General features: G+C 40.0%; 14 protein-coding genes. 13 read left to right on the forward strand and 1 reads right to left on the reverse strand.

The features are described 5' to 3' along the window. Nucleotides 1-271 precede the first annotated feature (271 nt). The 12 genes from PI95_RS03810 to PI95_RS36640 all read left to right on the forward strand — a co-directional run bounded on the left by PI95_RS03810 (nucleotide 272) and on the right by PI95_RS36640 (nucleotide 12160). Nucleotides 272-1288, forward strand: coding sequence for a DUF5895 domain-containing protein (locus tag PI95_RS03810; RefSeq protein WP_039744551.1), 1017 nt, complete (start codon nucleotides 272-274; stop codon nucleotides 1286-1288). 59 nt (nucleotides 1289-1347) lie between these two features. Continuing rightward, a complete protein-coding gene (gene dnaN, locus PI95_RS03815; protein WP_039744553.1) occupies nucleotides 1348-2748 on the forward strand; it encodes a DNA polymerase III subunit beta in 1401 nt (466 codons plus the stop codon). A gap of 87 nt (nucleotides 2749-2835) precedes the next feature. After that, nucleotides 2836-4122 carry a DNA polymerase III subunit gamma/tau gene (gene dnaX / locus PI95_RS03820; protein ID WP_039744557.1) on the forward strand — a complete coding sequence of 429 codons (1287 nt, stop codon included), beginning with the start codon at nucleotides 2836-2838 and terminating at the stop codon, nucleotides 4120-4122. Nucleotides 4123-4421: 299 nt separating this feature from the next. Next, nucleotides 4422-4877 carry a hypothetical protein gene (locus PI95_RS03825; RefSeq protein ID WP_039744563.1) on the forward strand — a complete coding sequence of 152 codons (456 nt, stop codon included), beginning with the start codon at nucleotides 4422-4424 and terminating at the stop codon, nucleotides 4875-4877. Nucleotides 4878-5115: 238 nt separating this feature from the next. Further along, the gene (locus tag PI95_RS03830; RefSeq protein WP_039744566.1) at nucleotides 5116-6036 is read left to right on the forward strand and encodes a hypothetical protein; all 921 of its coding nucleotides are present in this window, start codon (nucleotides 5116-5118) and stop codon (nucleotides 6034-6036) included. A gap of 21 nt (nucleotides 6037-6057) precedes the next feature. Continuing rightward, on the forward strand, nucleotides 6058-7875 hold the full coding sequence (locus PI95_RS03835) for a ribonuclease H-like domain-containing protein (protein ID WP_039744568.1): 1818 nt from the start codon (nucleotides 6058-6060) through the stop codon (nucleotides 7873-7875). 72 nt (nucleotides 7876-7947) lie between these two features. Beyond that, the gene (locus tag PI95_RS03840; protein ID WP_236116916.1) at nucleotides 7948-8676 is read left to right on the forward strand and encodes a hypothetical protein; all 729 of its coding nucleotides are present in this window, start codon (nucleotides 7948-7950) and stop codon (nucleotides 8674-8676) included. A 168-nt stretch (nucleotides 8677-8844) separates the two neighbouring features. After that, entirely contained in the window at nucleotides 8845-9096 is a 252-nt protein-coding gene (locus tag PI95_RS03845; RefSeq protein ID WP_163518585.1) for a hypothetical protein, read from the forward strand. A gap of 303 nt (nucleotides 9097-9399) precedes the next feature. After that, nucleotides 9400-10437, forward strand: a complete 1038-nt coding sequence (holA, locus tag PI95_RS03850) for a DNA polymerase III subunit delta (protein ID WP_163518587.1) — start codon at nucleotides 9400-9402, stop codon at nucleotides 10435-10437. Nucleotides 10438-10442: 5 nt separating this feature from the next. Then, complete coding sequence (locus PI95_RS03855) at nucleotides 10443-11285, forward strand: DNA polymerase III delta subunit-related protein (RefSeq protein WP_039744572.1); 843 nt, start codon at nucleotides 10443-10445, stop codon at nucleotides 11283-11285. A gap of 70 nt (nucleotides 11286-11355) precedes the next feature. Continuing rightward, a complete protein-coding gene (locus PI95_RS03860) occupies nucleotides 11356-12042 on the forward strand; it encodes a hypothetical protein (RefSeq protein ID WP_039744575.1) in 687 nt (228 codons plus the stop codon). Beyond that, nucleotides 12035-12160, forward strand: a complete 126-nt coding sequence (locus tag PI95_RS36640; protein ID WP_268896635.1) for a hypothetical protein — start codon at nucleotides 12035-12037, stop codon at nucleotides 12158-12160. Before PI95_RS03860 ends, PI95_RS36640 begins: the two co-directional genes overlap by 8 nt. Before the next feature lie 219 nt (nucleotides 12161-12379). Here PI95_RS36640 and PI95_RS03865 read toward each other — a convergent pair whose 3' ends face one another. Then, the gene (locus PI95_RS03865) at nucleotides 12380-13600 is read right to left on the reverse strand and encodes a hypothetical protein (protein WP_039744578.1); all 1221 of its coding nucleotides are present in this window, start codon (nucleotides 13598-13600) and stop codon (nucleotides 12380-12382) included. A 44-nt stretch (nucleotides 13601-13644) separates the two neighbouring features. Between PI95_RS03865 and PI95_RS03870 the strand changes: the two genes are divergently transcribed. After that, nucleotides 13645-14049: a hypothetical protein gene (locus PI95_RS03870; protein ID WP_039744579.1), complete on the forward strand. Its 405-nt coding sequence runs from the start codon at nucleotides 13645-13647 to the stop codon at nucleotides 14047-14049. Nucleotides 14050-14071 lie beyond the last annotated feature (22 nt).

A 14071-nucleotide genomic window follows, 5' to 3' on the forward strand; every position in this document is an offset into this window, starting at 1 on the left:
CTCTAACATTTACAACTGAAAGTACCTCGGTAGTCAAGCAACTGATTAAAAACTTAGCAGAAGTATACCAGACACTCGCCTATACCACTCCCGAAATTATTCAAGAGGAATGCAATCAAGAATTTTAAAAATTACTAACAGATAGTGAAGATTGACCTTTAAAGTTTATCAACACGTAAGTCGCCTAAAAACACTAGGCGACTTTAGTTTTTTACCACGGCTCAATGCTAAACGCAATTTCTGCATTGACGTTAAATCAATCGTGTAAGTTATGGCTATCAGAAACCAAGGTAAAACAACTGCCCTTCAAGAACAAACACAAGAAACTCAAAATCCCAGTCAAGATAACAGCGAACAAACACAAGAAACTCAAAATCCCAGTCAAGATAACAGCGAACAAAGAAAATCTGCACTCTCTAAATTCGCCAGCCCTGAATATAACGCTCCCATCAGCAATATCTGCATTTGTCAGGTAATTAACCACATGGAGGCTGAAAAGGTTGGCTTATTTATCAAGGACAAGCAGCTAATAGGAATAGATTGGAAAGGAAGCGAACCTACCCACAAGCATACTTTCTCTTCAGGCACACCAGAAATGGGAGTACTGCTGCAATCTCCTCGCCTGCACATCCTTGACATATCTCCTAGATATATTGAGACACGAGATGAAGGAGAAATCATTGGCATCTACGAATCGCCTAACGGGTACGACATGTACCAAACCCTCGGTAAGGACAAAGTAGTATTAAGACGGTTTTACTTCATCTATCTAGTTGATGAGAAGAATCAAAACCTGCACGCAAAGCCTATCGTCCTTTCTATTAAAGGAATCGCTTCTAGCAAATTCGGCGAAGCATACAAACAATTCCAGCGCGAGTTAGAAGTTGCATTTGCCAAATACATGGGATCGTCTGTTGCGGAGAAATGTACAGAATTCCACCGCTTAGGAATCTTCCAGCCAACATTTATTCCATCCCACGAACCAAAGGATGCACCTAATCCAAAGGACAAATCCTGGGTTGCTGTAGTCGATTCTTACAAGTCACCAAAACCAGATGGTAGCGATTTTCTAGAATTCTTCTCAGAGGAGAAAGAAGCCGAGTTCGAGACGCTTATACAGGCTAATCCTGAATTCTCTCACAGAATTGGCAAAACCTCTGCTGTCGTCGCCGAACACCACCGCCTAGTAGGGGTTAGTCACGAGATGAATGCATTACCAAGCGCACCTGTACATCATACTGCTGCACTAGTTACCACCAACAGCAAGATGGAAGATTTGCCTTACTAAAAAACAGCTAGGGTGCTAATATTCAGCACCCTTTCAACCATTCATACCCACATTTGCATATGAAACTGACAATCGAACAAAGCACGCTACAAGAACTAATCGAAACCACCAAGAATGCCGTTGCTGCCAAACCAACTGATGTAATTCTTGGCAACCTATTAATAACAGCATCCGCTGAAAGGAAGCTAACGGCGATTGGCACTAACCTTAATCTTTCGATAGAATCTACAATTGAAGCAAGCATTGAAAATGCCGGCAGTGCAGCCCTTCCCGCAAAATTACTAGTCGATACGGTTAGCAACCTTAAAGGGCAACTTACTATTGAAGTAAACAACCGTACCTGCGTAATACATCACTCTACGGGTAAATGTAGAATTCAAGGTGGCAATCCAGAGGAATTTCCCTCGCTACCAGAAAGTAGTAACGCAATAATAATTACCATTCCTTGTAAGAAATTACAAGCAGCAATGGATGCTACTCTCTACTGTAGTAGTAGCGACGAAACAAAACTGGTTTTGACTGGTGTCAACTTCCAGTTTCACAATACCTCTTGGCAGGCTGCGACTACCGATGGACACAGACTAGCGCTAGTATCAGGATCGTTAGATACCGACTATCCAACTCCAATTGAATTTACCGTACCAGCCAAGAGTTTGGTAGAGTTAAATAAAATACTTGCCCAAACAGCAGAAAATAGTACTTGCGACATCCTGGTAGAGGAGAAAACCGTCAGATTTGTCCTAGCTAATGCCAAAATCACTTCCCGACTGCTCGAAGGTGACTATCCTCACATCAATAATTTAATCCCCAAATCATTCGCACACAAATTTACCCTAGAACGCAAAGCATTTGAAATGTCCCTCAAACGCATTGCTCACTTCACCGAAAGAAAACAGAAAATAGTCAAAATCGTTTGGGAAGTCAGCAACGGGCAAGCAACCTTATTTACTGAAGCTAGTGATATTGGCGATGCGGTAGATTCACTGCTAATGAAGCCATACTCCAGTAGCACTGTTGATATCAATATCGGGTTGAATATTCAGTACTTGCAAGAGGCGTTACGACACATCCTTACCGATGAGGTAATTATTCAGTGCAACAATTCCCTTCAGCCAGTAGTTATTTGTCCCGTAGGAGGACTACTCAACCAGCTATCACTAATTATGCCTGTAGAAATCAAACAGGAATTCAGTTCAATTCCTACTACTAGTAAACAAACCCAAGAAAATGACACAGACAAGTTTTCTGAATCGTCAGAACCAAAGGGCATTCAGGAAAAGGAAGAACACCGCGCACAGTCTCCTGAACTACCTGATTTAACAAATGCTCAAGAAATAGAAGAACACTCGCCACCTGTGGAGGAAGCTCTAAATGATACTGCAACAGAACCAGAAACACCGACGCTAAATACCAGTTCTAAGTCACGCAAGCGTAATCAAAAACCAGTAGCAGCCGTTTAGAAATCTGCTGAGGGAGGAAGTAACCCTCCCTTACAAAAAACCCGTGGAAAAATCACTTTGCTCAAAAACTACCACCCACATCAACATATGTATCAACCCATACACCTAAAATACCGTCCTGAAACCCTAGCAGATCTCATCGGACAAGAACACATCGTCCGTACCCTACACAATGCGATCGCTCAAAATAAAATTGCTCCTGCATACCTATTTGCCGGTGCTAGAGGTACTGGCAAAACCAGCACTGCCCGCATCCTCGCCAAATCTCTCAATTGCCATTCCGCAAATTCTCCCACTACCCAACCTTGCGGTAAATGCAACTCTTGCCGTGCGATCGCACTCTCAAATTCACTTGATGTAACCGAACTAGACGCCGCCAGTAAGTCTGGTGTGGACTCGACGAGGGACATCATTGAAAAACTAGGGTTTGCGACTGTCGAAAGCAGGTACAAAATTGTCATAATCGACGAATGCCATGCTCTATCATCTGCTGCGTGGCAAAGCTTGCTCAAAACAATCGAACAACCCCCAGCACACGTAGTATTCATCCTTTGCACTACGGAGGCGCACAAAGTTCCAGATACAATTAGCTCTCGCAGTCACTGGTTCGATTTTCATACACCCAGTATCCAAACTATTGTCTTCCATCTGGCACTAATTGCCGAAAAAGAAGGAATCAAGGTTACAGAAAGCGCCCTCCGTACTATTGCACGGAGTAAAAACAAACATATGCGTGACTGTCAAACCCTACTCGATCAACTTAGTAACCTCGACACTGAAATTACCGCCAACTGGGTTTGGGAAATTACAGGTTTAATTCCAGAATACGATTTATTAACAATTCTAGAAAACCTTGGTCGAGGTAACGCAATCAACAGTATCAAAATCCTTAAAAGCAATTATGAATTTGGAAAAAGCCCCTTCAATATCTACACTGACTTAGTTAGGATATTCAAAGATTTACTAATTGCCAAAGCTAGTGGGGGCGAAAACCTCACTGAAAGAGAAGATGATACTTGGAAAGAACTAGTAAATATTGCTTGCACTTGGGAGATTAAACACATCCAGTCAGCAATCAGCTTAGTTAGTTCAAAATATACGCTTATGCGAGATAACCTCGCTCACCTGTGGCTAGAAACTACACTGATAGAACTTGCTCAAATCATGGAAACAAAGACAAAAGAACAACCCTGGGCTAATTGGAAAACAATCCAAGACGCGATAAATTGGAGTAAGGAACAACTCCCACATTTATCCCAATCTGAACTCGAAGTACACTGGAACAATCTTACTCCCATTAATGGTAAAAAAGCACCTGCATGGGTACAACTGGTGCAAAAGCTTCAGATAGAATCTCGATTACAAACCGCCTAGTTCAAATGTTCATCACTTTATAAAGACACTCACTTTCCCCAAATAAAAACTTTGGGGAAAAATTTTTATTAAATAAAAAAAATCCTAGTCAATGTATAAGATTACATATAAACAACGTGAGTTCGACGGGGTAGTTGACTGTGGTAGCAGGTTTTGGCTTCAATTGCTGGAAGTAGGCGATCGCCTAAAAGCATAACCAGCAAGGGCTAAATACTAAAATTTGCATAAAAAAAGAAAAGATTATTAACAACTAAGCTGCGCTACGCGCCTTATTAAATAGTAAATACTAGAAAATAGCCATGATAATACGTAACGGCTCTTATGTCTGGTTTTGTGCTGGACAAACAGAAAGAGAAGGGATTGTAACTTCCATCAAACCATTACCACATCAGATGATTGCATACCAAATCGATGGACAATGGTATAGCGATCCCCACTTTATACCCATAAACCAGGAAGTACAACCAACAATTGCTAAAAGTTCAGCAATAGTACAGGTACAAAAAACAATAATCGAACTACAATCGATTGTTCAATTATATGGAGGATTTAGTAACAGAAAAATTCACAGCCTTTGGTTAACTGATGCTCCACTACATGTATTAAAGCATATCTTTAACTGCAACCTTTGGGACAGTATTTCACCCAACAAACTATCAGATATTCTACACGAATTAATTCTCTACGGTTATGAAGTTAGAATACTTGCCGCTAAGAAGGAAACTATACCCCCAATCGAATGGATTGAGCAATAGCGAAATTACGATGGAGTAACTATCACGCTCTGCACATTGTATCTAAATCATCCAAAAGCTGGTGGTATTGGGATTCGGGTCGAGGGTGCAACACTGGCATAATTTTCCGCACGTCAACTTAATATTTAAGAATGCTGTCTACCCATAATCACTATTGGGTAGCGGCAACTGCGCTGAAATCAAGCCTGACTACAACAGAGTTTAACAACTGGCATTCTGGAAGTATCTGATTAAAATTATGTCAGTTAAAGCAATTAGCCTTCGTACAGGACTTTTATTACCAGCAGCAATCGCAGATTTCGATACGTATATTGACGAATTACCACGATGCTCCAAATGTTTCGGCGAGTTATGCCTTGCCAAGGGTGAAAAAATGCCGCCTTACTGGAGACATTTTCCAGGCGTAGGAAATGAATGTCCGGATAAATCAGAAATTAGCGGAGTTATTTATCACAAACCTAAAACATTAGACCGCAAGCAAACCCTTGCACTATTTAAAAAACGTTTTCTCGAAATTTTAGATATAGCAATTAATGGCACACTGACTATTGATGGACCATTCGCCAGTAGACAATTATCAGAACAGGTTAAGGGAAGTTCAGTTCAATGCAGTAATGGAATAGCGCATTTTAACGACTGTCTGCTAGAAATTGACAGATTTAGAAAAAACCTTGACTGTATTCTAGTAGTTGCCTCTAGCTGTGCCAAAAATTTATACAGCAATGACTCAATTAACTCTTGGGAAGTACCAGAAGCAGAAAAAATCCAAATGCTAGAAATAACAATTGCTTACAAACAAACTCATGAGCGTTGTGTAGATGAAGCGTGCAAATATATATTCAGTAATGGTAGGCAAGACCTCCTCAAAGAATTAGTAGCCTTTGCTTGGCTGGAATACAATTCAAAGCTTAAAAACACTTACAATCAATTAAAAGTATGCGAATTTCCAGTATGGCTGCTAACAGCAACAACATCAATATTAGCAGCAGTACCCTGGTACAGGATTATGACTGCACTATTAGAAGAAAAAGAACCGTTAGTTCAGCCGCTTTCAATCTTCGCACTTCCTAATAATCTGGACATCATTTTTGAGGTATTTTTACCAACAAAAAAACTCCATACTAAACCACAAGGATTCATGCCAAAGAAAAGTAAGTAATTCTGTAAAGTTTAGTAAATTATGAATTACAACCACCGAGATTTTATTACCAAATCAGGTAATAAAATCATCGTTGATGAGGAAAGGCTCGACATATTCTGGCCAGATACCACCCCAATACCTGAGTGGCATCCCACGGTAAATATTGCCCCGTACTCTAGCCTCAAAACTCTGGTAGTCGATATTGAGACGGCAGGGATAAACCCAAGAGAAAATCGGATCTATGCAATTGGCTGCCTGAGCGAGATAGGGGAAATTGTCATCTTTATGGATCAAGCCGAAAGCAAAATCCTCCAGCAGTTTCTCCTCCACCTAGAAGCAAGCAAACCAGAAGTAATTTACACCTACAACGGAACAGAATTTGACCTACCGTTTATTATCACCCGCTGCGAGTTACACGGCATTCCTCATCCATTTAGAATTGCATCTAAGACACGAATCATCCGAACTGCCCTTGTACGCGGCGAACCACTGGAGATTCGAGAGGTATTCATCCGCAACTGCCAGCACGTAGATATCTTTATCTGCGTTCTTAGGTGGGATTTTGTCGCTAAACAACTTACTAACGGGCGATCGCTTAAACAAGTGGTACTAGAAATGAGATTGCGTTCCCTTGGGCGACTGGTTCTCCCCTACGAGGAAATTCTCGCTTGCTGGAAAGCAGGTTCCGGTAGTAGGGGATGGCAGAAAATTAAGGAGTATCTTACCTACGACCTACAAGATACTCAACTTATAGCCAACAGGCTTGTGCCCTCATATTACTATGAAACAATGATTGTACCGGGCATGAACCTCCAGCAGTTAGCTCTCGCGGGTAACGGTACAAAGTGGGAAAGAATTTTTGAGCATTACTATCCTGGATATAAACCCAAACCTGATCGCAAGTACAAATTTCAAGGAGGTTGTGCTTACTCCATTCCAGGACTCTATAAAAAGGTTGGATACATCGATATCAGTTCCATGTACCCCAGAACCATATTGTCGAAAGGGATTGTCTCTCGTAAAGATACAAAGCGAATCGGCTTGAGCATCTTGCAATATTTGGTAAATGAGAAATCTCGGTTGGAAAAACTTGCCGCAGCCGGAGATATCGTTGCCAAGGAAAAAAGAGAATCCACTAAAGTTTTGGCTAATTCTCAGTTTGGATTCTTCGGAACATCTGAACTTGCCTTCAACGATATGGAAGCAGCCGCCCTGGTAACAGCTTACGGTAGGCGCATCCTACAATTCATGATTGAGGTAATCAATCAAGCTGGTGCAACCCCTGTAGAAGTCGATACTGACGGGGTGTTCTTTACTCACCCCAACCCAGAAAAAGTATACACCACACTTCAATCTCAATTACCCAGAGGGATAATCGTCAAGCTAGAGTTTATTGCAGAAGCGATGTTCATTCCCCAGAGGGGAACTAAGAACTATTTGTTATGGCTGAAAGATAACAGGATTATCCGCAAAGGTAGTTGGAGAAGCCGTTCTCGCTCAAATCTAGAGAAAGAATTCCCTGTTGAATACTTAACTTACTTAATCCAAAACCAATTCACAGCAGAGTCATATTTCAAAGAAGTAAAATCACAGATTTTATCGGGAAAATACCCTGTAGAAAAACTCGCCATCACTCGCAAGATTCGTGAGGGTGAAAAGGAACTTCTCAAACTAGGAAAACCCGGAGATGTCGTAACTTCCTATTACGGTATCAGAGGTATAACAAATATCACTAGTAATGATAAATATTCACCTCTACACTATCTTAACCTGATCGAGCACTCGCGGTCAGAAATCCTCAAGATAGCTGCTCCCGAAATACTAGAAACCAACAAGCGTCAATTATCTCTGTTCTAAAGAACCAAACCCCTATCAATCATTAATTAACTGATTGGTGGGGTTATTACTCATTAATGTAAAGACAATTAAATGAAAAATAAATCATCAGATCGTAAGCCCAGGCTCAACAAAAAACAGCGAGCTTGGGTAAACTCGTTCGTTTCGTCCCATCCAAACGCTAGAGTTAGAAATATCTACGACAGTTTGGATGGCGATCGCGTAGTTGAAATCGAGTGGTGGGAAAACACAAACCCGGTGATACTAGATGAGCACACCCATATACGAGGAAGAATATCCTATCAAATACGAGTCAAACTACGAAAGTTTGGAGACGTCAGGAAAACGGCAGAATTCTCGTACCGCATTACCCCACCGGAGAAACAAACGGTATCTTACCGCTTAACTGGTCAACTCTGCTTGGAACTTCCTCAATTTTACAGGGTTATGGAGCCGACTAACCCTGTCATTGTCAAACCCAAACAAAAAGCCAAAACCGCTAAAAAAGTTAAGAAGTTTGTCCAGCAAACTCTTCCTTTATCGGGAATTACCGCCCAACTCAACGCCATAAACCTTCAGGAGGGAGGAGTAGCCCTATCAGAACAGGAACTGCTGCTAGAGACAATCTCACATCCGGACTTGAACACAGTTCAAGAAGTTAAACTTCCAGCAGCCATCATCAAAATCCTCAAAGAGAAGAAAGCAAGCCTAAAAGAATCTGAGACTGCCATATCACTTTATCAAGTAGCGGGACCAACTTGCGTTTTAGAGTATCTACAACAGCTAGACTCTTGGCGCAAATATTTAAGCACCTACCAGTAGAAAGCCACACTACCAAAAATAAATAAATTGGATTGCCACCGACTATTTTTCAGTTTGTGGCAGTCTCTCAAGCACTAAAAAAAGCCATTCAAAATGGTTCAAAAGCGCCCAAAGGCTATATTACCGACGCTACGCGCAACTCCTATAAATAATAGGGGAACAGGTTTTATGCCTTCACAAATCAAAAATTTAAATAAACTAGAACGCATTCTAAGAAGCTTCGGCATAGACATAAGACCGAGGCAAACAGCTAGAGGAGAAATATTACTACCTCTAATTTACCAGGGAAATGGCTTCAGTTGTATGTTAACCTGCGTCGGAGGTGAAAAAACTGCATTGTGGCGCGGCAGTTGCAGCCAAAGAATTAAAAACCGAATTGAAGAACATTTTCAAGCTTTTCTAGCAGTAGATAGTTTGTAATGTCAAAAGAACAGTACCCTGATTTGTCTGGGTATTGTTTTTTTATCCCACCCTTTTGGTTTACGCCTTCTAATTAGAAAAAGAAAGACTACCAATATTGTTCCTACCCGCCCTTTCAAAGTTTAACCAAAGCATAACACCACTTACCCGAAACTATATCCAGTGGATGGAACGCAAAGAATGGCAAATCATAATTAAACTAGATAACCAATTAGAAGTTATCAATCCAAAAGGAGAAATAGTATTCCGAATGCTACTAGATTGCACTCGCTCTCATTTACCAGTTACCACATAAACTGGTAAGTGGATAATCGTCCCAATTTAAATCACCACTCATCGCTAACACAATTTCAAATCGAAGTTCTGTTAATTAAACAAGCGATGCTAATACATATACTAAGTGGCGAGGATACCGTATCCTTAAACAATAGAATCAACCAAATCGTCGAGGAACATACTCATCCTCAATGGCGCACATTCAACTATATCAAGTTAAATTCTACTAATCAAGATACTATTGCAGACGCCATCACTGAAATCCGCACTATCCCTTTTGGAGAGGGAGCAAAAGTAGTTCACATAAACCAAGCGTCAATATTCAACAACTGTGCAGATGAAATCATTCAGTTTATGGAAGAAAATTTAAAAGCTATTAGTACTACAAATGGAAACGTCTTATTAGTCACTTCTACTAAAATAGACTGTAGAGGCAAAGCAATAAAACTACTTTCCAAATACGGAAATATAGAGGAATTTCCTCTCATTCCCAGTTGGAATAAAAAGGAAATTAGGAATCTTATCAATCACAGTGTTTCTTCATACAAACTATCACTTACGTCAAATGCAATAGATTATTTAGTTGAGGCTATTGCCAACAATACAACACGACTTGATAGCGAGTTGAAAAAGCTATCAATCTATGCAGCCGGAGAAATTTTAAATAAGGAAACAATAATCCCACTTGTTAACAACAACACCTCTAAATGCATAGAACTTGCTCATGCTTGTCTTACAGGAAAGGTAAAAGTTGCCCTGGAGTTACTCAGCAATTCAATGTTAAGTAACGAACATCCCCTTATAATTGCAGCTACACTGTACAGTTGCTTCCGCACTTGGCTAATTGTCAAAGCTGGGATGATAGAAAAACTCAAGGATGAAGAAATAGTTAGGCTGGCTAACTTAAAAAATCCCAAAAGACTATATTTCCTCAAAGCAGAAATACAGTTTGCTAGCGTTGAAAAACTCAAGCAAAGCCTAGAGTTTATTTGCTCTATAGAACATGAACTAAAACAAGGAATAAATAACCTTGAAGCACAAATTATCAAAATTTGCAGCATTTAAGAATTATGAAAAACCCCACTTTTAATAGCATCATTGGACAGCATACTGCCAAAGTAATCTTAAAAAATGCAATTTCCAGTAACAAAATTGCTCCAGTCTACCTCTTTTGGAGCAATATTGATGGTATAGGAAAAGCAAAAACAGCTTTTGCCTTTACCGCTGCATTAGTAGAGGACGAAAATATTACCAATCATCCAGATGTATTGGTGATAAAACCAAGTTATCCCCCAGAAGGAAAAACCTTCCATACGCCAGCATCTATTCGTATTGAAGAAGTACGAACTATCATCAAATTTACCAGCACTACTGCTGTCGCCGCCAAACGCAAGGTGGTAATCCTCCATGAAGCAGAAACACTACAAGAAAAAAGCTCAAACGCACTACTCAAAACCCTAGAAGAATCGTCTAATTGCGTCTTCATTCTCATTTCGTCTCATCCAGATAAGATAAGCGCCACTATTACAAGCCGCTCGTTTGTTGTCCCATTTACACGTCTAACACCAGATGAAGTAGCAAAAGTTCTGGATTCATTGCCAGAGTACAAACAAGTCAGCCAGGAGATAATAGCACTCGTCAATGGTAGCCCAGGTGTAGCAATAAAGCATATCAAATATCTGCAATCTATACCTTCTATTGTCAACCGTCTCCAAACACCGCCCAGAAGCATTACCACAGCCATCAGCCTCAGTAATGAAATCTCTTCTCTAGAATTTCCTACCCAGCTATGGCTAATCGAGTATTTGCAGTACCTTTGGCAAGAAAAAAGAGCAAAACTGCATTTATCAAAGCAAAAGCTACTACAGCAAGTGCAAACTCGTGCTGTTTGGGATACAGCGTTGATACCTTAATCATGCATTGGGTTTTTAGGATAAACAATTCCTAAAAACCTACAATCTAAACTATTTTAAGTGACGGAAGATGACAAAAAGAAAAAAAGGTTATTCAGATTCAAATAAAAATCTTACTCTATTTGAGGTTGAAAAAATTTGCGGTAATAAATCAACTTTACTCAGTCAATCAACTCAGAAGCTATTAAGACTAATGGTAGCTGAATTAGAAATAAATTCAGCAGCTACTGCCAGTTTATTAGAAATAGCCGAAGTCGATAAACAGCTAGTTCAATATATCGCCGGTCCTGTAATTACTTCAACTAACTGCTGGCAATCATGCATTCCCCAGTGGGTATATAAAGCAGTTACCATTGATAGGCTAGACACAGTACTAGAGGAAATAGAAAAAGGCAGTATTGGAGAACTTGCAACACCCAGCGAGGTACTTACCGTCATGATGCCTATTAGTCTTGAAGCACCTTTGCATTCTGATTGGGTAAATGTCTATTTTTGGGCATCTCACACAACACTAGTCAAGCACAAACCATTCCCCAATTACGATTATGAAAACCTCTGGGCAAAGATAGGTACGTCGCCTATCAATTATAAACAAATCCAGCATAACTATAAGTCTCTAGCAGCCGATATTCGGTCTCGTGTAGTCAGCCATGCCGCTAAACAAGGATGGGGAAAAAGGCATAAATCACCTGAAAAGTTAACTACAAACGAATCTCAGACCACAAATATTGCACGGCAATTAACATTGTTTGAGTAACAAAGAACAAGCAAAGCAAATAGTTGCCTTTAAGCTTTATTCAATGCAGCCAGTTCTTAATTCCCAAGCGATCGCGTCTCACAAGCAAACTCTACCACATCCGGCAATAAGGAACTGACGTAATAGACAGTTTTCAAAAGGATGGGCTTTAATCAACTCTCCACCAAACCCATTCGGTGGAGAGTTGATTAAATCATCACGCCCAGGATACTGTCAATAATGGATTTCGTAAGCAATGGGTACAAAATAACGAAGCCTATTGCAAGTTTTTTTTCAAAAAAGACTAAACCCTTTTTTATCTTCTAGTAACAGGTTAGCCTATTAACCTGCTATATAATTAGTGGTTGTGGCAATCCTGACAACCACGTTCGTAGTAGGAACGTAAAGAGGAAAAAGTTTTAAACAGCCAATTGCTACCAACCTCCCACTCTTCAATACAATTAAGCGTCATGTAATACCCACTTTTATAAGCAGCAACACTCATGTTAATTGGGAAGCCAGTAGTAATCCTAGTAACTTGCATCGGAACACTCATCAAAGCCTCTAAGTGACTATTGTTATTTTTCCCAGTAAGGAAGTAAAATACAATCATCTGTACTAAAGAAGGAAGTAACAACAAGCGGTCTGACCATTTAGTAAAATGTAGCTTAATACGAAAATAGCCAGTGGGAATACCCTCATCTTCATAGATATTACTCGATTCCATATCCAGTAATTCTGTTTCAGATAAAGTTAAATCACTATCCGAAATAGTAAATAAAGTATTTGCTCCCAACTCTCTTCTTAAATAAACAAGCGTCATTCCCCAACGTTTGCCATCTTTTTCCAATATATCGACTGCTACCTCTGAATGATGCCGACCGTACTTTTGCTGTAGCGCCGCCACAGCTTCTGAATTTAAGTTATCTTTCCAAGTTGATTTTTCAAAAAAATCTTTAAAGTAGTATCCCGGACAATCAGTTTTTCCCGCTGCTATTAGTTCCACTAAATCCGGTTCAGCAGCAATATATTGCTGTAAGGAAATCTCTAGTTCATCTTTGATATGAGGTGGCAACAAACACCTTACCTCATCCAAACTCAAGGGATAGTCTAAATAGGGATGTCCCATCAATATATAAGGATCTGCCAAGTCCTGTAAACATTCAAGTACAAGCTGACGGGCAAAATACTCGTTACCCTTATTTATCGGTTGCCCACTTAGTTCTTTTTCAACCGCAATGAGGGCGATCGCACTCAAAGAAAAATAAGCCGCATCATGCACGCAAGTAGGTAATTGCCCAAAAGGTTGAGTAAGCAATAAATCGAGGACTTCTCGTAGCACACCAATTCTCTGGGTATTAGATATATCTCCAAAATGACGAATCCCAATTCCATCGGTATTTTCTAACCAAGCCTCATTTGTTACTTCTAGATGGCTACTATAATCAGCGGGCAAAGCGGGCATCTCACCCTGAGATCGCAGATAACTGTCTTCATCCTGCTGCAACCACATAAGAGCAAGCAAGGTTAGCTTACAGACAGCCATATTCCGCCGCAACCGACGTTCCAGTTTAGTCATAAACTTCTCCAATAATCACTATTTAGGCATTAGATATCATCAAAATGCCCATAGAAATACAAACCACATCAAGTGCCAAGCACTTGAAACAAAAAGTCACAAATATTACACACATGAATACTATCTCTATACAGTTTAATCAACTAGATAAAATTTCTAGCCTGCTTAGGCAACATGGTGCAATAGTAATTGTAAAAAAAGGAACAAACAATCAACGAATAATTATCCTTAAGCGTCAACCAACAGTCGATATAGCAACAATCATAGGTGGTACACCATCTCAAGAAGTACCAAGACTGCTTACAAAAGAAGATTTAGATAACCTAGAAATCGAGCAATTACAACATCTGGGGGAAATCCACAAAATACGCAACTATAAAAGGATGGGGAAACAAAAGTTAGCAGCAAAACTAGAAGGAAAAGCAACCAGGGAAGAAATACCATCCTAATTAAGTAAACACTTCCGTTTGA

The sequence above is a fragment of the Hassallia byssoidea VB512170 genome (genome assembly GCF_000817785.2).
GTDB classification, from domain to species: Bacteria; Cyanobacteriota; Cyanobacteriia; order Cyanobacteriales; family Nostocaceae; genus Hassallia; species Hassallia carrinoi.

Excerpts from the sequence above, each read along its gene's own strand:
- PI95_RS03835 (WP_039744568.1), top strand. The coding sequence starts at position 6,058 with ATGAATTACAACCACCGAGATTTTATTACCAAATCAGGTAATAAAATC.
- PI95_RS03840 (WP_236116916.1), top strand. The coding sequence starts at position 7,948 with ATGAAAAATAAATCATCAGATCGTAAGCCCAGGCTCAACAAAAAACAG.
- PI95_RS03810 (WP_039744551.1), top strand. The coding sequence starts at position 272 with ATGGCTATCAGAAACCAAGGTAAAACAACTGCCCTTCAAGAACAAACA.
- dnaN (WP_039744553.1), top strand. The coding sequence starts at position 1,348 with ATGAAACTGACAATCGAACAAAGCACGCTACAAGAACTAATCGAAACC.
- dnaX (WP_039744557.1), top strand. The coding sequence starts at position 2,836 with ATGTATCAACCCATACACCTAAAATACCGTCCTGAAACCCTAGCAGAT.
- PI95_RS03855 (WP_039744572.1), top strand. The coding sequence starts at position 10,443 with ATGAAAAACCCCACTTTTAATAGCATCATTGGACAGCATACTGCCAAA.
- PI95_RS03865 (WP_039744578.1), bottom strand. The coding sequence starts at position 13,600 with ATGACTAAACTGGAACGTCGGTTGCGGCGGAATATGGCTGTCTGTAAG.
- PI95_RS03825 (WP_039744563.1), top strand. The coding sequence starts at position 4,422 with ATGATAATACGTAACGGCTCTTATGTCTGGTTTTGTGCTGGACAAACA.
- PI95_RS03845 (WP_163518585.1), top strand. The coding sequence starts at position 8,845 with ATGCCTTCACAAATCAAAAATTTAAATAAACTAGAACGCATTCTAAGA.
- PI95_RS03860 (WP_039744575.1), top strand. The coding sequence starts at position 11,356 with ATGACAAAAAGAAAAAAAGGTTATTCAGATTCAAATAAAAATCTTACT.
- PI95_RS03870 (WP_039744579.1), top strand. The coding sequence starts at position 13,645 with ATGCCCATAGAAATACAAACCACATCAAGTGCCAAGCACTTGAAACAA.
- PI95_RS03830 (WP_039744566.1), top strand. The coding sequence starts at position 5,116 with ATGTCAGTTAAAGCAATTAGCCTTCGTACAGGACTTTTATTACCAGCA.